Raw genomic sequence first — 21,376 nt, forward strand, 5'->3', positions numbered from 1 at the left:
CACAACAGGGACAACGGGACAACGGGGGACACGGACATGGCAGACGCACGCCGCCAACTTCGCTCGGGCACGGTCGTGCTCGGCGGCATGGGACTCCTGGCTGCCGCCCTCACCGCCTGCTCCTCCGACCCCGACAAGCGCTGCGTCGATCGCGACAGCTACAACCTCTCCAAGGGCTACAAGGTCGTCGCCGACAAGAACTGCACATCCACCAAGACCTCGGCGAACGGCGCCTGGTACTACGGCGGCAACAAGCAGGGCACCTGGGTCGAAGGCGGCTCCTTCACCAAGCCCCGCAAGGCCTCCAGCGGTTCCGGCGGCGGCCACGGCGTCTCCCGCGGCGGCTTCGGCAGCGGCAAGGGCAGCTCCGGCGGCTGAACCAGAACCCCGGACCAGGACCCGCACCCCCCATGGAACGCCACACCATCACCCCCCGCCCCGGCTGGCAGCAGACCGTCGAGGAACAGGGCCTCATCTACCCCCTCACCCGCCACCCCGACGGCTCCCTGCGCCCCTACTGGGACGAGAGCGCCTACTACTCCTTCACCCTCGCCGAGGTCGAGGCCCTGGAGGAGACCGTCGAGGAACTCCACCGCATGTGCCTGGCGGCAGCCGACCACATCGTCACCACCGGCCGCTTCGCCGACCTCGGCATCACCGACCCGCGCACCGCCCGGGCCGTGGCCGAGGCCTGGCACCGCCGCTGCGAACTCCCTTCCCTCTACGGCCGTTTCGACCTCCGCCACGACGGCACGGGCCCGGCGAAGCTCCTGGAGTACAACGCCGACACCCCCACCTCACTGGTGGAGGCCGCCTCCCCCCAGTGGTTCTGGATGGAGGAGCGCTTTCCCGGCGCCGACCAGTGGAACTCCCTCCACGAACGCCTGATCGCCGCCTGGAAGAAGCAGGCGCCCCTCCTCCCACCGGGCAGCCCGCTCTACTTCGCGCACTCCTCGGACGACGAACTCGGCGAGGACCTGATGACGGTGGCCTACCTGAAGGAGACCGCCGAACAGGCCGGCCTGGACACCGACTGGATCTCCATGGAGGAGATCGGCTGGGACCATCTCTCCGGCCGCTTCGTCGACAACCAACTCCGCTTCATCCGCAGCTGCTTCAAGCTCTACCCCTGGGAGTGGCTGACCACCGACGCCTTCGCGGACCACGTCCTCGACACCCTCGACAACGGCGGCGGCACGGGCACGACCCTGTGGATCGAACCGGCCTGGAAGATGCTCCTGAGCAACAAGGCGCTGCTGGCCGTCCTCTGGGAGCTGTACCCCGGCCACCCGAACCTCCTCCCCGCCTACCTCGACGGCCCGCGCGAGCTCGCCGGGACGACGGGTTACGTCGCCAAGCCGTTGCTCGGCCGCGAGGGCGCCGGCGTGACGATCCACAAGCCCGGCACCGAGGCGAACCTGCGTGAAGAGGCCTGCTCCTACCAGGAGTTGGCCCCTCTGCCCACCTTCGACGGAAACCATGTCGTACTGGGCGCCTGGGTCGTCGAGGACGAGTCGGCCGGCCTCGGCATCCGTGAGTCGTCCGGCCTGGTCACGGACGAATACGCGCGCTTCATCCCGCATGTGATCCGCTGAGGGCGCGGCTCGCGCAATCCGCTGAGGGGCAGCGTTGCTGCCGCCCGGCTCGGCTCCCCCGAACCCTGTTTTTCACGACCCGGGCGGCAGGCTTTCAGCATCGCTCCGAAACCCGCCGCGCGGCTATCCGATTACGGCGGAAACGGGGCCCCTTTGTGGATAGTCTCCGGCCCACCGGCGGCCGCAGACCCCATCCGCCGCCGGCCGCCCCGCAGGGTCTGCGACGGTGTCTCCCCGTACGACTGCCGGTAGTGCCCGGTGAACCGCCCGAGATGCACGAACCCCCAGCGCAGCGCCACATCGGTGACCGTCCCGAGCGCATGCCCCTCGGCGATGGCGAGCAGGTCGCGCCGGGCGAGATCCAGCCGGACCCGGCGCAGATACGCAAGTGGGGTCGTCGCCAGATGCGTGCGAAACCCCTCCCGCAGACTTCGCACACTCACCCGCGCCGCCAGCGCCATGTCGGCCACGGATATCGGCTCGTGGGCGTGCTCGGCACAGAACTCCACGGCACGGCGCACCGCGCCGGGCAGCACCGCCGGTCCCCGGCCCGCCACCGCGTCGCTCAGCCTGTGCGGCTGGGCGTCCAGCAGACCGTTGACCACGAGCTGCTCGAAGTGCCCCATCCCCAGCGGCGAACGCACCGCCAGCTCCGAGTCGGCGAACTCCGCGAACGCCCGCACCACCCGCAGCCAGGCCCGCACCGGTCCCGCCCGCCGGTCCAGCACCGGCGCGAAGAACAGCGGCGCCGACGGCAGCTCCCCGAGCCGGACGGAGAGCGCCCGGTCGAGGGTGGGCCGGGGGATGATCAGCACCCGGTTCAGGGTCTCGCCGCTCCACCGCATCGACAGTCGCTGCCCGGGGTTGACGATGCTCAGCGCGGAGGACAGCGTCACTCCGTCCGCGGTCACGGCCCCGTCCCCGGCGAGCGGAACGTGCACGTTGTAGAACTCCGGCAACTCCCCGGGCGTGACGTCGACCTCCGCCCCGTACCCCAGCTCGTACAGCGCCACGGCCCCCTCGTGCACACACCGGAAGCGTCCGTCGACCGGACGGTCGTCCAGCACCGTCAGCCGGTGCGGCGCGAACCGCGCGCTCACGAGCGCGTGCAGCTCCTCGACGTCACGGCCCTCGAAGAGCAGCCCCCGGCCGCCCGACACCCCACCCGAACCGGCTTCGCCCATGACGGCCATGCCCCTCGCCGCGCGCCCTGTACGGACATACAGCCGTCAGTCTCCCGGCCCGCCCACCGCGGGCCTAGGGCCATCCGCCCTCCAACCCGGGCCCGATGACCCCGCACATGACCCCTTCCGGGCTCCTAAACCCCAAGCACCGACCGCAGTTGACCGAGTCCCCAGTCCAAGTCCTCCTTCCCGATCACCAACGGCGGCGCGATCCGCACCGTCGCCCCTTGCGTGTCCTTCACCAGCACCCCCCGGTCCATCAGCTTCTCCGACACCTCCCGCCCCGTCCCGTACGCGGGACTGATGTCGACGCCCGCCCACAGCCCACGCCCACGCACCGCCGTCACCCGCCCCGTGTCGGTCAACTCCCGCAGCTCCCGGTGCAGATGCGCGCCCAACTCCGCCGACCGCGCCTGGAACTCGCCCGTCCGCAGCATCGCGATCACCTCCAGCGCCACCGCACAGGCCAGCGGATTCCCACCGAAGGTCGACCCGTGGTCCCCGGGCCGGAACACCCCAAGGACCGCGGCCGACGACACCACCGCCGACACCGGCACGATCCCGCCGCCCAGCGCCTTCCCGAGCACATACACATCCGGTACGACACCCTCGTGCTCGCAGGCGAACGTCCGTCCCGTCCGCCCCAGCCCCGACTGGATCTCATCGGCGACGAACAGCACGTTCCGCTCCCGCGTCAGCTCCCGCACCGCCGGCAGATAACCGGTCGGCGGCACCAGCACCCCCGCCTCGCCCTGGATCGGCTCGAGCAGTACCGCCACGGTGTTCTCCGTCATCGCGGCCCGCATCGCCGTCAGGTCCCCGTACGGCACGATCTCGAAGCCCGGCGTGTACGGCCCGAAGTCCGCCCGCGCCTCCGGGTCGGTGGAGAAGCTGATGATCGTCGTTGTACGGCCGTGGAAGTTGTTGCCCGCGACCACGATCTTCGCCATCTCCGCCGGCACCCGCTTGACCCGGTACCCCCACTTCCGGGCCGTCTTCACGGCGGTCTCCACCGCCTCCGCGCCCGTGTTCATCGGCAGCACCATCTCCATCCCGCACAGCTCGGCGAGCTCGGCGCAGAACGCCGCGAACCGGTCGTGATGAAACGCCCGCGAGGTCAGCGTCACCCGCTCCAGCTGCGCCTTGGCCGCATGGACGAGCCGTCTGTTGCGATGGCCGAAATTGAGCGCCGAGTAACCGGCCAGCAGATCCAGATAGCGCCTCCCCTCCACATCCGTCATCCACGCCCCGTCCGCGGAGGCGACGACCACGGGCAGCGGGTGGTAGTTGTGCGCACTGTGCGCGTCGGCGGCGGCGATGAGTGTCTCCGTAGCGGTCACGGGCTCTCCAGAGGGTGCCGAGTGCTGGGGTGCCCCCTTTCCTATCGTCGCTCGCATGGTGGACGCGGGACCTCCGCGCTTCGACGCGCCCGGTAGGCTGATCCGCGGGCCGTGACTGGCGCGCTGGGATGGGACCGACCATCGGGGAGCGGCCTGTGTGTGAGCGAGTGCCGTGCGCCTGGGCCAACCGTGAACCGTGAACGCTTCAAGCCACGCCGTCCGGAGGCCGACGACATGTCAGAGCAGCAGCCCCTGTCCACCGAGTCCACCGCCTTCCGCGCCGCCCTCGATGTGATCCGCGCCGTCGAGCCGCGGGTCGCCGACGCCATCGGCCAGGAGGTCGCCGACCAGCGCGAGATGCTCAAGCTGATCGCCTCCGAGAACTACGCCTCCCCGGCCACCCTCCTTGCGATGGGCAACTGGTTCAGCGACAAGTACGCCGAGGGCACCATCGGCCGCCGCTTCTACGCCGGCTGTCGCAACGTCGACACGGTCGAGTCCCTCGCCGCCGAGCACGCCAAGGAGCTCTTCGGCGCCCGCCACGCCTACGTCCAGCCGCACTCCGGCATCGACGCCAACCTCGTCGCCTTCTGGTCCGTGCTCGCCGACCGCGTCGAGGCTCCCTTCCTGGAGAAGGCCGGCGCCCGCCAGGTCAACGACCTCACCGACGCCGACTGGGCCGAGCTCCGCCAGGCCTTCGGCAACCAGCGCATGCTCGGCATGTCCCTGGACGCCGGCGGCCACCTCACCCACGGCTTCCGCCCGAACATCTCCGGCAAGATGTTCGACCAGCGTTCCTACGGCACCGACCCGGCGACCGGCCTCATCGACTACGAGGCCCTGCGTGTCTCCGCTCGCGAGTTCAAGCCGCTGATCATCGTCGCCGGCTACTCCGCCTACCCCCGCCTCGTGAACTTCCGCATCATGCGCGAGATCGCCGACGAGGTCGGGGCGACCCTGATGGTGGACATGGCGCACTTCGCCGGCCTGGTGGCGGGCAAGGTGCTGACCGGCGACTTCGACCCGGTCCCGCACGCCCAGATCGTCACCACCACCACCCACAAGTCGCTGCGCGGCCCGCGCGGCGGCATGGTCCTGTGCGACGACTCCCTCAAGGACCAGGTCGACCGCGGCTGCCCGATGGTCCTCGGCGGCCCGCTCCCGCACGTCATGGCCGCCAAGGCCGTCGCCCTCGCCGAGGCTCGCCGGCCCTCCTTCCAGGACTACGCCCAGCGCATCGTCGACAACTCCCGGGCGCTGGCGGAAGGCCTGATGCGCAGGGGCGCGACCCTGGTGACCGGCGGCACGGACAACCACCTCAACCTGATCGACGTCGCCTCCTCCTACGGCCTCACCGGCCGCCAGGCCGAGGCCGCGCTGCTCGAGTCCGGCATCGTCACCAACCGCAACGCCATCCCGGCCGACCCGAACGGCGCCTGGTACACCTCCGGCATCCGCATCGGCACCCCTGCCCTGACCACGCGTGGCCTGGGCACGGCGGAGATGGACGAGGTGGCGGGCCTGATCGACCGCGTCCTCACCACCGCCGAGCCGGGCACCACCAAGTCGGGCGCCCCCTCCAAGGCCCAGCACATTCTCGACCCGAAGATCGCGGACGAGATCTCCCGCCGAGCCACCGACCTCGTGGCCGGCTTCCCGCTGTACCCGGAGATCGACCTGGGCTGACCAACGCCCTCGTTCGCATCGCCCTCTCTCGAGTTGTCAAAGACCCGCGACTCTCAGAGACCGGCTCCCGGAGATCGACGCTCAAAGATCGACCGTCAAAGATCGATGAGTTCCTGTCGTGGCTCCTCCCGCGGCGGTCCGGCTCCCTGCCGGGCCGCCGCGCGGCGTATCAGCAGCGTGCCGCCGGCGCCGACCGCGACGCCCAGGGCCAACCCGGGCACCGCCCACCAGAGACTGCCGTCGTCCGGGCCGGTCCTCGAACGGGAGCTCCCGTCGCCGACGGTCTGCTGTTCGGACATGTCGAGCAGTCCCGACAAGGCCAGCCGTTCGTAGGCCGAGCGTGGCGCTCGGTGCCAGCGGATGTCGTCGTCCTCCACGTCCGGCGCGGGATCGGTGCGTACCCAGGGCGAACCGTCCTCGGCCTCGAACAGCTGGTCCTCCCGCTCGACCGCCACGTCACCGCCCGGCGCCCGGTTCGTCTGCGGCCAGCCGCCCACCCCGGTCAGCCCCCAGACCACGGTGATCCGCACCGGCGGATACCGGCCCTCCGCCCACGCCTGCGGCACCCGCTGCGTCCCGGTGTACGTCGGCTGCAGCAGCTGCCACAGCCGCGCGAACTCCGGCTCCCCGGAACGCAGCGCCGTCGTCCGCGCCGAGCCGCCCGTGACGACCATCGCAAGGTCGGGGATGTCCCGGCCCTGCGCCCGCACCGCCGCGACGGCCCCGTCAGAACGGTCCGTCCCGTCGACCGCCCCGGCCACCGGCGCGCCGCACACGACCAAAGCCACCGCCGCCTGCGCGAGACCGGCAAGTCGTACCGGCCGTATCCCCATCCGTCTCTTCCGCCGTGTCATCCGTCCCCCCTCCCGAGCGTCCGGTCCTCACACGTCACGCAGTTCCTGCCTGGCACCGGGCTCCCGCCCCCGATGCCACCGGACCAACGGTCCCCGCGAGGCGAACGGCCGCAGAACCAGCGCCAGCACGGCCCCGGCCCCCGCACCCGGCAGCGCCCACCACCAGTCGGTGCCGTCATCCGCCCCGGCCGCGGAGCTGCTCACCGTGGCCTTCTCCGCGTCAGGAGTGGCCGCGGCATCCGTCCCTTCCGACTGCCAGGGCGCCGGGAAGATGCCGACGTAACCGCCGCCCGAGGCCTTGCCCATCACGCCCAGCTTCTTGAGCAGGGCACGCAGCTGGGCGGGGTTTCCGGCGCGGTGCCAGTAGCCGTCGAGGTTGTCCGGCACATTGGCCGCCGTATGGATCCAGACGGCGCCCGTCCTCGAGTCGACGGGGAAGACGCGGTCCATCCGCCAGGGCGATATGTCGTGCGCCAGCCAGGTGACGTTGATCTGGCGTGCGCCGGCCAGGTCGGGCCCCGGAGGCTTCTCCCGGGTGCCGGTGCCGGATGGGCCGAGCAAGCGCTCCAGCTGTGCGTACTCCCCGTCCGAGTAGTACAGCGCGGAGGCCTCCCCGCTCGACGGCGATGTCACCAGCACGCTCGTCGGACCACCGGCCGAAGCCGACGACGCGCCCCACACCATCAGGGCGAGCGTCGCCGCCAACACCCCCATCAATGCGGTCAGTTCACGAGTCCTGCCCCTCCACCCATGCATGACGTCCCCCAAGTGGTCGGTCCCCTGCGGCCCGTCCCCGAGCCGCGTGTCACTTCTGGTACACCGCCCGACCCGCCGGGGTTCCCACCCCGACCCCGCTATTTCGAGGAGTTGCCTGGGGACTTCATTGCGAGGACTTCTCCAGGGACGCGGCGATCTCCACGGCCCGAGCCTTGGACGCCACCCCCTCCAGCCGGAGCGTCACATCCCCCTCGCCGGTCCAGTGGCTCCACAGCAGCGTCGGACCGGCGGTCCGCTCCTTGCGGGTGAAGCGGTTCCCGTCCGCGTCCACCAGCCAGAAGCTCAGCAGATGCGGGCGCGGGAACCACAGGGCGTAGTCCTGCAGGCCGTCGGCCGAGGGCTCCCCGCCCAGCGCTATCCACTCCGGCGGCTCGCGCACCATCTTGGCGAAGGCTGGGTCCAGCCGCTCCGGGAACTCGTCCAGCCTGACCGTGCGCCCACCCTCGCGCCAGCACAGGGTCACCAGGAAGCGCCGGTGCGGCTCGCCCGTCACCGCCACCGTGTCCGGGACGCCGAGCGCCTCCGGCACCAGCGGCTTGAATCCGGCCCGGCGCTCGGCCTGCCCGAGCGACACCGACCTGCCGCAGCCGGGTACCTCGGCGCCCGGTGAGGGCAGCGCCGACGGGTCGTAGCGCACCTCGACCCCGCCGAAGTCGAACCAGTCGAAGACCGCGGCCCGCACCGGGGGCGTGAGCACGAGCACCGTCAGCACGCCGCACAGCGCCGCGGTCAGCGAACGCCACCGCATCCGCGTCCAGCGCCGGACCGCCCGCAGCCGCTCACGGGCGCCGGGCGGCTCGGCCACCGGGGCCGGTAGATGCTCGGCCAATATCTGCCCCAGCACTCGCTCGACCATCGTCTCGGAACCGATGGAGCCGCCGGCATCCTCGGCACCCTCGGTCCCGGGCGCATCCAGCGACCGGCCGAGCGCCCGCAGCTCGTCCGGCAGCCGCGAAGGACCGCCGTCGCGTCCCCGCCCGCGATCACGACCCCGCAGCCCCGGCCCCCAACCGGGACCCCGGTCGTCGCCACGCCCCCGTGGGCCCCGGCCACCGGCGCCCCCCGGAGCGCGGCCGCCCTCACCCTCGTACGCATCGCGTCCTTCACCCATGCTCATCACCCCCTTCCCGAGGCTCGAAATCCGGCAGGAGTCGGCCCAGCTTGCGCAGGGCGCGATTGAGGCGGGACTTGACCGTCCCGCGGGGCCAGCCCAGGGCCTGGGCCGTCTCGGACTCGTCCATCTCCAGGAGGTAGCGGTAGGTGACGACCAGGCGGTGCTCCTCGCTCAGCTTCTCCAGGGCGGACAGGAGCGCCGCGCGGCGCTCCGTCTCCAGCGTCGCCACCGCCGGGTCCGCCGATTCCGGTATCAGCGGCTCCGCCTCCACGAACGCCGCCTCCCGGCCGGCGAGCGTGCGCTGTCGCGCCGCCGTGCGCACTGTGTTCCTCGTCTCATTGGCGACGATCGACAGCAGCCACGGCCTGAACGCCGCGCCGTCCCGGAACCTGCCCAGCGCGCAGTACGCCTTCACGAAGGCCTGCTGCACCACGTCCTCCGCGTCCGCACCCGCCCCGAGCGCCGCGGCCGCCCTGAGCGCGATGCCCGTATGGGCCCGCACCAGCTCCGCGTACGCCTCGGGCTCCCCCGCGCGTACGCGTGCGATCACCGCGGCCTCATCGACGATGCGGCCCCCCTCCCGCGTTCTCACACCCTTGTTACACCGCGGAAGACGGATCGGTTCCCACCTGTTTCCGACCGGTTCCGGATCGCCCTCCGATACCTGAGAGAATGGTGAACATGGCCTCTGATCGTCCCCGCGTGCTCTCCGGAATCCAGCCCACCGCAGGCTCGTTCCACCTCGGCAACTACCTGGGCGCCGTCCGCCAGTGGGTGGCCCTGCAGGAGACCCACGACGCGTTCTACATGGTCGTCGACCTGCACGCGATCACGGTTCCGCAGGACCCGGCCGAGCTGCGCGCCAACACCCGGCTCGCCGCCGCCCAGCTCCTCGCGGCCGGTCTCGACCCGGACCGCTGCACGCTCTTCGTCCAGAGCCACGTCCCCGAGCACGCCCAGCTCGCCTGGGTCATGAACTGCCTCACCGGCTTCGGCGAGGCCTCCCGCATGACCCAGTTCAAGGACAAGTCCGCCAAGCAGGGCGCGGACCGGGCGAGCGTCGGCCTGTTCACGTACCCGATCCTCCAGGTCGCCGACATCCTGCTCTACCAGGCCAACGAGGTCCCGGTCGGCGAGGACCAGCGCCAGCACGTCGAGCTCACCCGCGACCTCGCCACGCGCTTCAACGGCCGTTTCGGCGAGACCTTCACGATCCCGAAGCCGTACATCCTCAAGGAGACGGCGAAGATCTACGACCTGCAGGACCCGTCGATCAAGATGAGCAAGTCGGCCTCCACGCCGAAGGGCCTCATCAACCTCCTCGACGACCCCAAGGCCACCGCCAAGAAGGTCAAGAGCGCGGTCACCGACACCGACACCGTCATCCGCTACGACGCCGAGAACAAGCCGGGCGTCAGCAACCTGCTCACCATTTACTCGACCCTCACCGGCAAGTCGGTCGCCGAGCTGGAGCAGGACTACGAGGGCAAGATGTACGGCGCGCTGAAGACGGACCTCGCCGAGGTCATGGTCGGGTTCGTGACGCCCTTCAAGGAGCGCACCCAGCAGTATCTGGACGACTCGGAGACGCTGGACTCGATCCTGGCCAAGGGCGCGGAGAAGGCGCGCGCCGTCGCCGCGGAGACCCTTGCGCAGGCCTACGACAAGGTGGGCTTCCTGCCCGCCAAGCACTGACCGCACACCACCGCACAGACGTACCACTGGGCAGAGCGCTGCACATCACTACGGTTGCGCCTGCCCGCAGCACAGCCGTGGCCGTACAGTCGATAGCCGACGGCTCAGAACAAATCCGTCACGACGACAGGAGACGAAGTGGGGACCGTAACGATCGGCGTGTCGATCGCGGTCCCGGAGCCTTACGGCAGCCTGCTCCAACAGCTGCGCGCGGGCTTCGGCGACGCCGCTGCTCACGGCATCCCCACACACGTCACGCTGCTGCCGCCGACGGAGGTCGACAGCAGCAGCCTGCCGGCCGTCGAGGCCCACCTCACCGAGGTCGCGGCCGGCGGCCGGCCGTTCCCCATGCGGCTGTCCGGCACCGGCACCTTCCGCCCCCTCTCACCCGTGGTCTACGTGCGGGTCGTCGAGGGCGGCGAGGCGTGCGGCGTGCTGCAGAAGCAGGTCCGTGACGCCTCCGGCCCCGTGGCGCGCGAACTGCAGTTCCCCTACCACCCGCACGTGACGGTGGCGCACGGCATCGACGACGAGGCGATGGACCGGGCCTTCGAGGGGCTCGCCGACTTCGAGGCCGAGTGGCCGTGCACCGGCTTCGCGCTCTACGAGCAGGGCGCCGACGGCGTCTGGCGCAAGCTGCGCGAGTACACCTTCGGCCGCTCGGCGGTGCCGCCGCAGGCCGGGCATGTGGAGCGGGGCACCATCCCGAGCCGCTAGCCGGCTAGACCGGCAGCCGCCGGAACAGGCCGCGCGGCAGGTGCCGCAGGGCCGACATCACCACCCGTAGCGCGCCCGGCACCCACACCGTCTCCGAGCGGCGCCGCAGGCCCAGTTCGATGGCCGTCGCCACCGCCTCCGGGGTCGTCGCGAGCGGGGTCTCGGGCAGGCCCGCGGTCATCCTCGACCTTACGAACCCGGGGCGTACGACCATGACGTGCACGCCCGTGCCGTGCAGCGCGTCGCCCAGGCCCTGCGTGAAGGTGTCCAGGCCGGCCTTGCTGGAGCCGTAGATGAAGTTGGCGCGCCGGGCGCGCTCGCCGGCGACGGAGGAGAGCACCACGAGCGAGCCGTGGCCCTGCGTCTGCAGCGCGCGTGCGCTCACCAGGGCCGCCGACACGGCGCCCGTGTAGTTGGTCTGCGCGACGCGCACCGCGGCCGCCGGTTCGCGCTCGTCGAGCGCCTGGTCGCCGAGGATGCCGAAGGCGAGCAGCACCATGTCGACGTCGCCCTCCGCGAAGACCTTGCCGAGCACCGCCTCGTGGGCGTCGGGCTCGAGCGCGTCGAAGGCGAGGGTGTGCACGTCCGGGCCCAGCGCGCGCAGTTCCGAGGCGGCCTTCTCCAGGGCGGGCGAGGGACGTCCCGCCAGCCACACCGTGCGGGTGCGGCGGGCGATCAGCCGGCGTGCGGTGGCGAGCGCGATCTCGGACGTACCGCCGAGGACGAGCAGGGACTGGGGGAGACCGAAGGCGTCCTTCACGACAGCAGCTCCTAGGGGGTGTTGTTCGGATCAGGTCGGCTGTGAGGAACGGTGCGTCCTGGCCGAGCCCGGGCGGGGTCATGGAGGTCCCCCGCTCGAGCGAAGACGAGAGTGAGGGGAGACTGACGACAACGCGGCTGGGGGTCCCCGCACGCCTTTGGGGCAGTGGGGGAGGGCGTGCCAGGGCCCGCGACGCCGAGCTGGTCCAAACGACACCCCCTGGGCGCCTAGAGGGCGAGACGGCGGGAGAGATCGGACCTGAACACACCGCGCGGATCGAGTTCCGCGCGCAGTGTCCGGAAGTCGTCGAGGCGCGGGTACATGGCGGCGAGGAGTTCGGGGCGCAGCCGGGAGTCCTTGGCGAGGTAGACGCGCCCGCCGGCCGCGGCGACCTCCTCGTCGAGTTCGTCGAGGAACGCGCCGAGACCGGGTAGGCCCGCCGGGATGTCCAGGGCGAGCGTCCAGCCGGGCGCGGGGAAGGACAGCCAGCCCGGGTCGGCGTCCCCGAAGCGCTTGAGGACGGCCAGGAAGGACGGGCACCGGTGTTCGGAGATGCGCCGTACGATCCCGCGCAGCGCCTCCTCCTGGCCGGGTCCGACGACGAACTGGTACTGCACGAAGCCGCCGCGGCCGTAGATCCGGTTCCAGTGGGGCACCCCGTCCAGGGGGTGGAAGAAGGTGGAGATCCGCTGCAGTTCGCCGGTACGCGCGCGTGGCGCCTTCCGGTACCAGAGCTCGTTGAACAGGCCCACGCTCCGGCGACCGAGCAGGCCCTCGGGTAGGAAGGCGGGCGCGGCCGGGAACTGCGGGGTGCGGAAGGCCAGCGGGGCTCTACGCGCGCGCGTGGGCAGCGCGTCGAGCGGGGCGTGGTCCCCGCGTGTGAGGACCGCGCGGCCCGTCGCCGCGCCCCGCGCCAGCAGGTCGATCCACGCGACCGAGTAGCGGTAGAGGTGGTCGGTGGCGGTCAGACGGTCCATCAGGTCGTCGAGGTCCCGCGCGCGTTCGGTGTCGACCGACATCAGCGAGGTCTCGACCGGCTGCAGCTGCACCGTCGCGGTCAGGATCACGCCCGTCAGGCCCATGCCGCCCGAGGTCGCGTCGAACAGGGGCGTGCCGCGGCCCACGGTGCGGATCTCCCCGTCCGCGGTGAGGAGTTCGAAGGACAGCACATGGCGGGAGAAGGAGCCCGAGACGTGGTGGTTCTTGCCGTGGATGTCCGCGCCGATCGCGCCGCCGACCGTCACTTGGCGCGTGCCGGGCGTCACCGGCACGAACCAGCCGAGCGGCAGCAGCACCTCCATCAGCCGGTGCAGGGAGACGCCCGCGTCGCACAGGACGGTGCCGCCGTCGACGTCGATCGCATGGATTCGGTCCAGGCCCGTCATGTCGAGCACCGTCCCGCCGGCGTTCTGCGCCGCGTCCCCGTACGCCCGTCCCAGACCCCTGGGGATGCCTCCGCGGGCCCCGCAGTCCCGGACGGCGGCCGCGGCCTCCTCGTACGTCCCCGGACGGATCAGACGGGCCGCGGTGGGAGCGGTGCGGCCCCATCCGGTGACGGTGACGGGAGCGGTCTCGGCAGACATGTCGGTGACCGTATCGCCCTTATGTAGGCGATTAGTTCTGGAACATCGCCACCCTCCCCGAAATGGGTGATTAATGGGATGTCGCACAAAATGGTCGGAGCTCCGGCCGGGTCGGCGGGAACAGTGAGTCCACATGGACCACATGGACCGCCAAATCCTTTCTGCATTCCGGGCATGCGGCGGCGACCCGCGCGTCGCCGGCGCAGCCCGTGCCCTCTCCCGGGCCGGCGAGCATGGTGCGCTGTGGCTTGCGGCGGGCCTCGCGGGAGCCGCCGTGGACGGTGCGCGGCGCCGTGCCTGGTTGCGCGGCACGGCGCTCACCGCGGGCGCACACCTCGCCAGCATGGGGGTGAAGAGGGTGGTGCGCCGCCCGCGCCCGGCGCACGTCGAGCCCCTGGTGCGCACCGTCGGCCGGCACTCCTTCCCGAGCTCCCACGCGACCTCCGCCGCGGCCGCCGCGGTCGCCTACGGGGCGCTCGGCGCGCGCGTGGTCCGGCCGCTCGCCGCCGCGGTGTGCATCTCCCGCCTGGTCGTCGGCGTGCACTACCCCTCGGACGTGGCGGCGGGCGCGGCCCTGGGGGCGCTCACCGCGCGGCTCGGGTCGCGCTGGATGGCCGGGAGCGCTCATGACTGAGACGGCGCCCCTCGCGGGCAGCTCGCGCACGCAGGACGCGGCGCTCGTGGAACAGGGCACGCGCCGCCGGCGTACCGCACCACCCCGGAAGGCCACCTCCGGCGGCCTCCTGGCCGGGCTGCTGAAGACCGCGCGCCCCAAGCAGTGGGTCAAGAACCTCCTGGTCGTCGCCGCCCCGGCCGCCGCCGGGCAGCTCTTCTCGGGCCGGGCGGCCACCGAACTCGCCCTGGTCTTCGCGCTGTTCACCGCCTGCGCCGCCGCCGTCTACCTGATCAACGACGCCCGCGACGTCGAGGCCGACCGCGCCCACCCCACCAAGCGGCACCGCCCGGTCGCCGCCGGACAGGTCCCCGTACCCGTCGCGTACGGCGTCGGAGCCGTCCTGGGCGTGCTCGCACCGGCCGTCGCGGGATGGCTGGTCTCGCCGGTCGTGGCGGCGCTGCTGACCGCCTACCTCGGCATGCAACTGGCGTACTGCGTCAGCCTCAAGCACGTCCTCGTCGTCGACCTCGTCGTCGTCACGACCGGGTTCCTGATGCGGGCGGCGATCGGCGGCCTGGCCCTCGGCATCCCGCTGTCGCGCTGGTTCCTGATCACGACCGGCTTCGGCGCGCTGTTCATGGTGTCGGCCAAGCGCTACTCCGAAGCCGTCCAGATGGCCGGAAAGGCGGGCGCCACGCGCGCGTTGCTCACCGAGTACACCACCGGCTATCTGCGCTTCGTCTGGCAGCTTGCGGCCGGTGTCGCCGTCCTCGGCTACTGCCTGTGGGCGCTGGAGGAGGGCGGCGTCCCGCACACGAGCATCCTGCCCTGGCGGCAGCTGTCCATGGTCGCCTTCATCCTCGCGATCCTCAGATACGCCGTTTTCGCCGACCGCGGCACCGCGGGCGAACCCGAGGACGTCGTCCTGCGCGACCGTGCCCTCGCCCTCATCGGCCTGGTCTGGCTCGCGATGTACGGCCTCGCGGTGGCGAACTGGTGAGCACGCGCGCGTGGCCGATCCGTCGTACATCGCGCCCCACGCGCGCGCGTGCGGACCGGCGCGAGCTGGCCGGGTTCGCCGCCGTCGGCCTGCTCGCCTACGCCGCCGACCTCGCCCTGTTCACCTGGCTGCGCGGCCCGGCCGGTCTCGACCCGCTCACCGCCAAGGGGATCTCCTTCGTCGCCGGCTGCTCGGTGGCGTACGCGGGCAACGCACTCGGAACGTACCGGCACGCACGCGTGAAGGGCCTGCGCGCCTACGCCGTCTTCTGTGCGGTGAACCTGGCCGGGGCCGTCGTCCAACTGCTCTGTCTCACCCTCAGCCACTACGGCCTCGGCCTCACCTCGCAGCGCGCGGACACCGTCTCCGGCGCGGGAGTCGGCATGGCGCTCGCCACTGTTCTGCGCTTTTGGGGTACTCGCACATTGGTCTTCCGCACCGAGGGCAGAGTCGGATCATGGACTGGCTGAAGAAGCTCCCCGTCGTCGGGCCGCTGCTGGCGCGCCTGATGCTCACGCACGCGTGGCGGTCGTACGAACGTCTGGACCGGGTGAAGTGGACCCGGCTGGCCGCCGCGATGACGTTCACCAGCTTTGTGGCGCTGTTTCCGCTGCTCACCGTGGCCGCCGCGATCGCCGCCGCCACGCTCAGCAAGGATCAGCAGAACGATCTGCAGGACAAGATCGCCGAGCAGGTGCCCGGCATCTCCGACCAGCTCGACATCCAGAACCTGGTCGACAACGCCGGCACCATCGGCCTCATCGCGGGCGCCCTGCTGCTGTTCACCGGCATCGGTTGGGCGGGCTCGATGCGCGAGTGCCTGCGCGCGGTGTGGGAGCTGCCCGACGACGAGGAGAACCCCGTCCTGCGCAAGGCCAAGGACCTGGGCATCCTCGTCGGCCTCGGCGGCGCCGTCCTCGTCACGCTCGCCACCTCCACCGTCGCCTCCGCGATGGTCGGCTGGATCACCAAACAGCTGGGCATCGAGAAGGGCGGCTGGGGCGGGATCCTGCTGTACGTCGCCGCGTTCGCCGTCTCCGTACTCGCCGACTTCCTGCTTCTGCTCTACGTCCTCACCCTGCTGCCCGGCGTCGAACCGCCGCGCCGCCGCCTGATCGTCGCCGCGCTGACCGGCGCGGTCGGCTTCGAGCTGCTGAAGACGCTGCTGAGCGGCTATATGCAGGGCGTGGCCGCGAAGAGCATGTACGGCGCGTTCGGCGTGCCCGTGGCCCTGCTGTTGTGGATCAACTTCACGGCGAAACTGGTGCTGTTCTGCGCCGCCTGGACGGCGACGCAGAGCAAGGAGCCGGAAGAGGCTACGGGCGAGTCCGACGACGTACCAGATCCGGCAGCGGCCAGCGGAGGTTGACCAGGAAGGCGGCGGCCGCGAGGAGCACCACCAGCCCGCCGGTGATGCCCAGCGCCACCCCGATGCCGCCGGAGCCGGTCCTGGCGGAGGCGTTCGCGGACGGCGAGGCGGACGCGTTGCTGCCCGCGCCGCCCGCCTCGCCGGGCGAGGCGTTGGCGCCCGGCTGGGCGCTGGCCTGTGCGCTGCGCGGCGGCACCAGCTCGCCCACCGAACGCGCCTTGTCGGCCGCCTTGAAGCCCCAGTCGAAGAGCTTGGAGGTCTCCTTGTAGATCTCGTTGTGCTCGTTCTTCTCCGGGTGCATGACCGTGACGAGCAGCACCCGGCCGTTGCGCTCGGCGACTCCCGTGAAGGTCGCGCCCGCGTTGGTCGTGTTGCCGTTCTTGACGCCCGCGATGCCCTGGTAGACGGAGACGTCGGAGTCGCCGGTCAGCAGCCGGTTGGTGTTCTGGATCTCGAAGGAGTCGCGGACCGACTTGCCCTTCTTCTTCGTCGTCCCGCCCGGGAACTTCGCCCGCACCGTCGAGCAGTACTCGCGGAAGTCCTTCTTCTGCAGCCCGGAGCGCGCGAACAGCGTCAGGTCGTAAGCGGAGGACACCTGCCTGGGGGCGTCGTAGCCGTCGGGGGTGACGACGTTCGTGTCGAGGGCCTGGAGCTCCTCGGCGTGCTCGTTCATCTCCTTGACGGTGTTGTCGACGCCGTCGTTCATGGCCGAAAGCACATGCACGGCGTCGTTGCCGGAGCGCAGGAAGACGCCGAGCCACAGATCGCGGACCGTGTACGTCTCGCCCTCCTTTATCCCGACCATGCTGGAACCGGCGCCCATGCCCGCCAGGTCGGCCGGCACCACCTTGTGCTTCTCGGTCTTCGGGAACTTCGGCAGCACCGTGTCCGCGAACAGCATCTTCATCGTGCTCGCGGGAGGCAGCCGCCAGTGCGCGTTGTGCGCGGCCAGCACCTCGCCCGACTCGGCGTCCGCAACGATCCAGGAGCGCGCGGTGATGTCCTTGGGGAGCACGGGGGCGCCGCTGCCCAGATCGACCTGTGTGCCCGCCTGCCCGAGACGGGTGCCGCCCACGGACGACATCTTCGCCGGGGGAGTGGCCGACGGACTCGTCGAGGGACTCGTCGACGGACTCGGGGCCGCGAAGGAGACCGGCGCGGTCAGCGCGAGCGAGGACAGGGCGGCGGAGGTGACCAGCAGGGATCGCCTGACGGTCTTCTTGGGTGCGGGCACGGACGAGAACGTACATGGCACAGGACGTGAAGTCCCGCCTCCCACCCCACCCCGGAGGCGGAGCCGGGATCCGGACGGCGATACTGAACTCATGAAGCTCAGCCGCCCGGTGTCCTGGTTCCTGCTCGCTTTCGGGGTGTGGTCGTGGATCATCTGGGTCACTTTCGTCAAGAACTTGATCAAGGACAGTAGCGGGCAGGCCTTCGACGACGGTCACCCGACGGCGTTCTTCTGGGTGCATCTGACGCTGGCCGTCGTCTCCTTCGTATTGGGGACGGTCGTCGGGGCCATCGGGTTGCGCGGACTGCGCGCTTTGCGCCAGACCTCATAGCCGTGGTCATCGTCTTCGCGCTGCTCGCGCTCGGCGTCCTCGTCGCGGGCAACTGGTACCTGTGGCGCCGTCTGTTCCGCGACACGACCCGCGGCCCGGGCCTCGCCCGCCGCGCGGGCGTCGCGGTGATCGCCGGCGGCTGGGTGCTGGCGATCGGGGCCATCGCCGGCGAGCGCGCGGGCGCGCCCTTCTGGCTCCAGCAGGTCCTCGCCTGGCCCGGCTTCCTGTGGCTCGCGCTGTCGATCTACCTGCTGCTGGGCGTGGTGGCGGGAGAGGTCGTACGACCCCTGCTGCGCCGTTTCCTGGAGCGGCGGGCGCGCGCCATCGCGGCCGTACCGCAGCCGGAGCCCGAGCCGGTCCCCGCGGGTGCCGTGCCGCCGAAGGCCCCCGAGCCCGAAGGCTCCGCGCCCGCCCCGGAGCCGTCCCGGCGCCTCTTCGTCTCCCGCGCGGTCGCGGGCGCCGCCGCCGTGGCGGCCGTGGGGACCGTCGGCTACGGCACCTACGGCGTGCTGCGCGGCCCGCGCGTGAAGCGCGTCACCGTGCCGCTGGCCAAACTCCCGCGCGCGGCGCACGGCTACCGCATCGCGGTCGTCAGCGACATCCACCTGGGCCCGGTCCTCGGCCGGGGCTTCGCGCAGCAGGTCGTCGACACGATCAACTCGACCCAGCCGGACATCGTCGCGGTCGTGGGCGACCTGGTGGACGGCAGCGTGAAGGACCTGGGCCCGGCGGCGGCACCGCTCAGGCAGCTGAAGGCGCCCTCCTACTTCGTCACCGGCAACCACGAGTACTTCTCCGGCGCCGAGCAGTGGGTCGAGGAGGTACGGCGGCTCGGTCTGCTCCCCCTGGAGAACGCCCGTACGGAACTGCCGTACTTCGACCTGGCCGGCGTCAACGACATCGCGGGCGAGAGCGAGGGCCAGGGCCCCGACTTCACCAAGGCGCTCGGCGACCGGGACACGGCACGCGCGTGCGTGCTCCTCGCCCACCAGCCCGTCCAGATCCACGACGCCGTGAAACACGGCGTCGACCTCCAGCTCTCCGGCCACACCCACGGCGGCCAGCTCTGGCCCGGCAACCTCATCGCGGCGGCGGCCAACCCGACCGTCGCGGGCCTGGAGCGCTACGGCGACACACAGCTCTACGTCAGCCGCGGTGCGGGCGCCTGGGGCCCGCCCACGCGGGTGGGCGCCCCGTCGGACATCACGGTGATCGAACTGGCGTCGACGCGGGCGTGACGGAGCCCGGGGCCCGTAGAAACCGCCTGTAGAAACGATCCGCCCCAGACCCTGTGAGGGCGCTGTGAAATCTGGCTGAAACCCCTTGCGGTAACTTCTTTCTCAACTCGACAAATCCCTCTTCCCCCAGCTGAAACACGTGTGATTAGGTGAGCCGCGCCACTAGGGGAGTGGCATGTGGGGCGGGGCCCGTCGGGCCCGGGGAGGGCAACCGATGCGCTCGGTTCGCATGCGCATTCTCGCGACGCTGCTCGTACTTGCAGGCGTGGGAGTGGGCGGCTGGCAGCTGCTGCCGTCGCAGAACGACAGCGACAGGACGATCACGGTCGGCACCACGGACGAGGTCACCGCACTCGATCCGGCCGGTGCCTATGACGCGGGCTCCTGGGCGCTGTTCAGCAATGTTTTCCAGTCACTGCTGACGTTCGAGCCGGGCGGCGCCGCACCGGTGCCGGACGCGGCCCGCAGCTGCGGGTTCGTGGGAGGCGGCCTGACCACCTACCGCTGCAAGCTGCGTCCGGGGCTCACGTTCCCCAGCGGCCGCACGATGACCGCCGAGGACGTCAAGTACTCCTTCGACCGGGTCAAGTCGATCAATTCCGACGTCGGCCCGTCCTCCCTGCTGAGCACACTGCGCTCGGTGGACGCCGACGGCCTGACCGTCACGTTCCATCTGTCCTCGCCCGACGCCACCTTCCCGTTCAAGGTGGCCACCGGCGCCGGCGCGATCGTCGACAGCCAGAAGTACCCGAAGAAGGGCCTGCGCACCGACCTCGGCGCGGACGGCACCGGACCGTACGAGCTGACGGCGTATACGAAGGCCAAGAAGGCCGTCCTCACGCCGAACCCGGACTACAGGGGAGCCCTGAAGAACACGGGTCGGCCCATCGACCTGCTCTACTACGCCAATCCGGAGGCCCTCGACAGCGCCTGGAAGGACAAGAAGGTCGACGTGGCCACCCGCCAGCTGCCGCCCAAGGTGCTGTCCGGGCTGTCGGCGAGCGACCCGGACCTGCGCGTCTCCGAGTCCGACAGCTCCGAGACCCGCAACCTCTACCTCAACACCCGCGCGAGCTCGCCCCTGCACGACACCCGGGTCCGGCAGGCCATGGCCTGGCTGATCAACCGCGAGCAGCTGGCGGCCACGGTGTACGAGGGGACCGTCGACCCGCTGTACTCGCTGATCCCGACGGGCATCACCGGCCACACGACGTCGTTCTTCGACGCCTACCCGAAGCAGGACGCGAAGAAGGCGCGGACCCTGCTCACCGAGGCCGGCGTGACGCTGCCGGTCCGCTTCACCTACGGCTACGGCAAGGGCCGCGGCTCCGCCGAGCAGGAGGCCGAGGCCGTCAAGAAGCAGCTGGAGTCGACCGGCCTGTTCAAGGTGACCGTCAAGGGCTACGAGTGGTCCGACTTCCAGAAGCGCTGGGCGACCGGCAAGCTCGACGCGTACGCCGTCGGCTGGGTCGCCGACTACCCGGACCCCGACACCTTCGGGGCCCCGCTCGTCGGCAGCGGCGGCACCATGAACACCGGCTACAGCAACAAGGCGGTGGATCAGCTGATACGGGCCAGCCAGCAGTACGCCGACCGCGGCGACGCCTCGTCGGACTTCCGCACGCTGCAGGAGGATGTCGCCCGCGACGTGCCGGTGATCCCGCTGTGGCAGGGCAAGGAATACGTCCTCAGCAGCGAGGACGTCGGCGGCAGCCAGTATCTGGACGACGGCACCGGCGTGTTCCGGCTCTGGAGTCTCAACTGGATCTGACGCGAACTCGCGGCATTGATATTCGCCCGAGTGACGCCGGGCACTCACCCGACGCAGGACCATGTGACGGAGGTGTGCATGGGGTGAGGGGCAAACGTGTTGAGACGCAACTCCTTCCGGCTGCCCCGGCATCCGGCTTCCGTCGGTCTCGCCCGGCGCCGGGTCCGGGACCATCTGGCCGACTGGGGACACGGACCGGACGATCCGGCGCTGGCCGACGTCGTGCTGCTCGTGTCCGAGCTGGCGACCAATGTCGTACGCCACGGACCGCTCCTGGAGCGGGAGTTCGAGGTGGCGGTGACGGCGCTGGCCGACGGGTCCTGTCTCATAGAGGTGTCCGACGAGGGCCAACTGGAGCCCCAATTGCGGGTGGTCGGCGAGTGGGAGGAGACCGGCCGCGGACTCCACCTCGTGGAGCACATCGCGGCGGCCTGGGGCGTGTGGAGCAGAGGACGCCACGGCAAGACGGTGTGGGCGCTCGTCATGGCCAACGTCTGAAGGACGCACAACGT

22 protein-coding genes and 1 riboswitch are annotated in these 21,376 nt (G+C 71.1%); of the genes, 13 read left to right on the top strand and 9 right to left on the bottom strand.

Features of this window, described 5'->3' with window-relative positions:
• The first annotated feature begins 36 nt into the window (after positions 1–36).
• Together ACFY1L_RS08525 and ACFY1L_RS08530 are read left to right on the top strand one after the other, a co-directional pair.
• Positions 37–378, top strand: a complete 342-nt coding sequence (locus tag ACFY1L_RS08525; RefSeq protein WP_388820108.1) for a hypothetical protein — start codon at positions 37–39, stop codon at positions 376–378.
• Between the two features lie 32 nt (positions 379–410).
• On the top strand, positions 411–1,595 hold the full coding sequence (locus ACFY1L_RS08530; RefSeq protein WP_388820111.1) for a glutathionylspermidine synthase family protein: 1,185 nt from the start codon (positions 411–413) through the stop codon (positions 1,593–1,595).
• A gap of 131 nt (positions 1,596–1,726) precedes the next feature.
• Here the strand turns inward: ACFY1L_RS08530 and ACFY1L_RS08535 are convergent, their stop codons facing one another.
• Together ACFY1L_RS08535 and rocD are read right to left on the bottom strand one after the other, a co-directional pair.
• Positions 1,727–2,779, bottom strand: a complete 1,053-nt coding sequence (locus ACFY1L_RS08535) for an AraC family transcriptional regulator (RefSeq protein ID WP_388820114.1) — start codon at positions 2,777–2,779, stop codon at positions 1,727–1,729.
• A gap of 134 nt (positions 2,780–2,913) precedes the next feature.
• Positions 2,914–4,119 (bottom strand): ornithine--oxo-acid transaminase, encoded by a 1,206-nt coding sequence (gene rocD, locus ACFY1L_RS08540; RefSeq protein ID WP_388820116.1) that lies wholly within the window; start codon positions 4,117–4,119, stop codon positions 2,914–2,916.
• Between the two features lie 101 nt (positions 4,120–4,220).
• A riboswitch (ZMP/ZTP riboswitch) is annotated at positions 4,221–4,310 on the top strand.
• A 43-nt stretch (positions 4,311–4,353) separates the two neighbouring features.
• Here rocD and ACFY1L_RS08545 point away from each other — a divergent pair.
• The gene (locus ACFY1L_RS08545) at positions 4,354–5,805 is read left to right on the top strand and encodes a glycine hydroxymethyltransferase (protein ID WP_388820118.1); all 1,452 of its coding nucleotides are present in this window, start codon (positions 4,354–4,356) and stop codon (positions 5,803–5,805) included.
• A 95-nt stretch (positions 5,806–5,900) separates the two neighbouring features.
• Here ACFY1L_RS08545 and ACFY1L_RS08550 read toward each other — a convergent pair whose 3' ends face one another.
• The 4 genes from ACFY1L_RS08550 to ACFY1L_RS08565 form a co-directional block, all read right to left on the bottom strand.
• The gene (locus tag ACFY1L_RS08550) at positions 5,901–6,638 is read right to left on the bottom strand and encodes a hypothetical protein (RefSeq protein WP_388820121.1); all 738 of its coding nucleotides are present in this window, start codon (positions 6,636–6,638) and stop codon (positions 5,901–5,903) included.
• A 48-nt stretch (positions 6,639–6,686) separates the two neighbouring features.
• Positions 6,687–7,373, bottom strand: coding sequence for a hypothetical protein (locus ACFY1L_RS08555; protein WP_388820124.1), 687 nt, complete (start codon positions 7,371–7,373; stop codon positions 6,687–6,689).
• 166 nt (positions 7,374–7,539) lie between these two features.
• Entirely contained in the window at positions 7,540–8,553 is a 1,014-nt protein-coding gene (locus ACFY1L_RS08560; RefSeq protein ID WP_388820127.1) for a hypothetical protein, read from the bottom strand.
• A complete protein-coding gene (locus ACFY1L_RS08565; RefSeq protein ID WP_388820129.1) occupies positions 8,540–9,142 on the bottom strand; it encodes an RNA polymerase sigma factor in 603 nt (200 codons plus the stop codon). The genes ACFY1L_RS08560 and ACFY1L_RS08565 overlap by 14 nt, the downstream gene beginning before the upstream one ends.
• Before the next feature lie 89 nt (positions 9,143–9,231).
• Between ACFY1L_RS08565 and trpS the strand changes: the two genes are divergently transcribed.
• Together trpS and ACFY1L_RS08575 are read left to right on the top strand one after the other, a co-directional pair.
• Positions 9,232–10,245: a tryptophan--tRNA ligase gene (trpS, locus tag ACFY1L_RS08570; protein WP_388820131.1), complete on the top strand. Its 1,014-nt coding sequence runs from the start codon at positions 9,232–9,234 to the stop codon at positions 10,243–10,245.
• Positions 10,246–10,383: 138 nt separating this feature from the next.
• Positions 10,384–10,962 carry a 2'-5' RNA ligase family protein gene (locus ACFY1L_RS08575; protein WP_388820134.1) on the top strand — a complete coding sequence of 193 codons (579 nt, stop codon included), beginning with the start codon at positions 10,384–10,386 and terminating at the stop codon, positions 10,960–10,962.
• A gap of 4 nt (positions 10,963–10,966) precedes the next feature.
• Here the strand turns inward: ACFY1L_RS08575 and ACFY1L_RS08580 are convergent, their stop codons facing one another.
• The gene (locus ACFY1L_RS08580) at positions 10,967–11,722 is read right to left on the bottom strand and encodes a decaprenylphospho-beta-D-erythro-pentofuranosid-2-ulose 2-reductase (RefSeq protein WP_388820137.1); all 756 of its coding nucleotides are present in this window, start codon (positions 11,720–11,722) and stop codon (positions 10,967–10,969) included.
• 227 nt (positions 11,723–11,949) lie between these two features.
• Entirely contained in the window at positions 11,950–13,305 is a 1,356-nt protein-coding gene (locus ACFY1L_RS08585) for an FAD-binding protein (protein ID WP_388820139.1), read from the bottom strand.
• A gap of 133 nt (positions 13,306–13,438) precedes the next feature.
• Here ACFY1L_RS08585 and ACFY1L_RS08590 point away from each other — a divergent pair, with 133 nt between their 5' ends.
• The 4 genes from ACFY1L_RS08590 to ACFY1L_RS08605 are packed head-to-tail and all read left to right on the top strand — an operon-like array spanning position 13,439 to position 16,290.
• Positions 13,439–13,939: a phosphatase PAP2 family protein gene (locus ACFY1L_RS08590; RefSeq protein WP_388820142.1), complete on the top strand. Its 501-nt coding sequence runs from the start codon at positions 13,439–13,441 to the stop codon at positions 13,937–13,939.
• The gene (locus ACFY1L_RS08595) at positions 13,932–14,921 is read left to right on the top strand and encodes a decaprenyl-phosphate phosphoribosyltransferase (protein ID WP_388820145.1); all 990 of its coding nucleotides are present in this window, start codon (positions 13,932–13,934) and stop codon (positions 14,919–14,921) included. Before ACFY1L_RS08590 ends, ACFY1L_RS08595 begins: the two co-directional genes overlap by 8 nt.
• The gene (locus tag ACFY1L_RS08600; protein WP_388820148.1) at positions 14,918–15,391 is read left to right on the top strand and encodes a GtrA family protein; all 474 of its coding nucleotides are present in this window, start codon (positions 14,918–14,920) and stop codon (positions 15,389–15,391) included. Before ACFY1L_RS08595 ends, ACFY1L_RS08600 begins: the two co-directional genes overlap by 4 nt.
• Positions 15,379–16,290 (top strand): YihY/virulence factor BrkB family protein, encoded by a 912-nt coding sequence (locus ACFY1L_RS08605; protein WP_388820150.1) that lies wholly within the window; start codon positions 15,379–15,381, stop codon positions 16,288–16,290. Before ACFY1L_RS08600 ends, ACFY1L_RS08605 begins: the two co-directional genes overlap by 13 nt.
• Here the strand turns inward: ACFY1L_RS08605 and ACFY1L_RS08610 are convergent.
• Positions 16,238–17,524, bottom strand: a complete 1,287-nt coding sequence (locus ACFY1L_RS08610; protein WP_388820153.1) for a D-alanyl-D-alanine carboxypeptidase family protein — start codon at positions 17,522–17,524, stop codon at positions 16,238–16,240. The genes ACFY1L_RS08605 and ACFY1L_RS08610 overlap by 53 nt on opposite strands.
• Positions 17,525–17,615: 91 nt before the next feature.
• Between ACFY1L_RS08610 and ACFY1L_RS08615 the strand changes: the two genes are divergently transcribed.
• The 4 genes from ACFY1L_RS08615 to ACFY1L_RS08630 all read left to right on the top strand — a co-directional run bounded on the left by ACFY1L_RS08615 (position 17,616) and on the right by ACFY1L_RS08630 (position 21,362).
• Positions 17,616–17,855, top strand: a complete 240-nt coding sequence (locus tag ACFY1L_RS08615) for an SCO4848 family membrane protein (RefSeq protein ID WP_388820156.1) — start codon at positions 17,616–17,618, stop codon at positions 17,853–17,855.
• A gap of 2 nt (positions 17,856–17,857) precedes the next feature.
• Entirely contained in the window at positions 17,858–19,093 is a 1,236-nt protein-coding gene (locus ACFY1L_RS08620; protein WP_388820159.1) for a metallophosphoesterase, read from the top strand.
• Between the two features lie 214 nt (positions 19,094–19,307).
• The gene (locus ACFY1L_RS08625) at positions 19,308–20,864 is read left to right on the top strand and encodes an ABC transporter substrate-binding protein (protein WP_388820162.1); all 1,557 of its coding nucleotides are present in this window, start codon (positions 19,308–19,310) and stop codon (positions 20,862–20,864) included.
• A gap of 96 nt (positions 20,865–20,960) precedes the next feature.
• A complete protein-coding gene (locus ACFY1L_RS08630; RefSeq protein WP_388820165.1) occupies positions 20,961–21,362 on the top strand; it encodes an ATP-binding protein in 402 nt (133 codons plus the stop codon).
• Positions 21,363–21,376 lie beyond the last annotated feature (14 nt).

The sequence above is a fragment of the Streptomyces sp. NPDC001663 genome, from assembly GCF_042893105.1.
GTDB lineage: Bacteria > Actinomycetota > Actinomycetes > Streptomycetales > Streptomycetaceae > Streptomyces.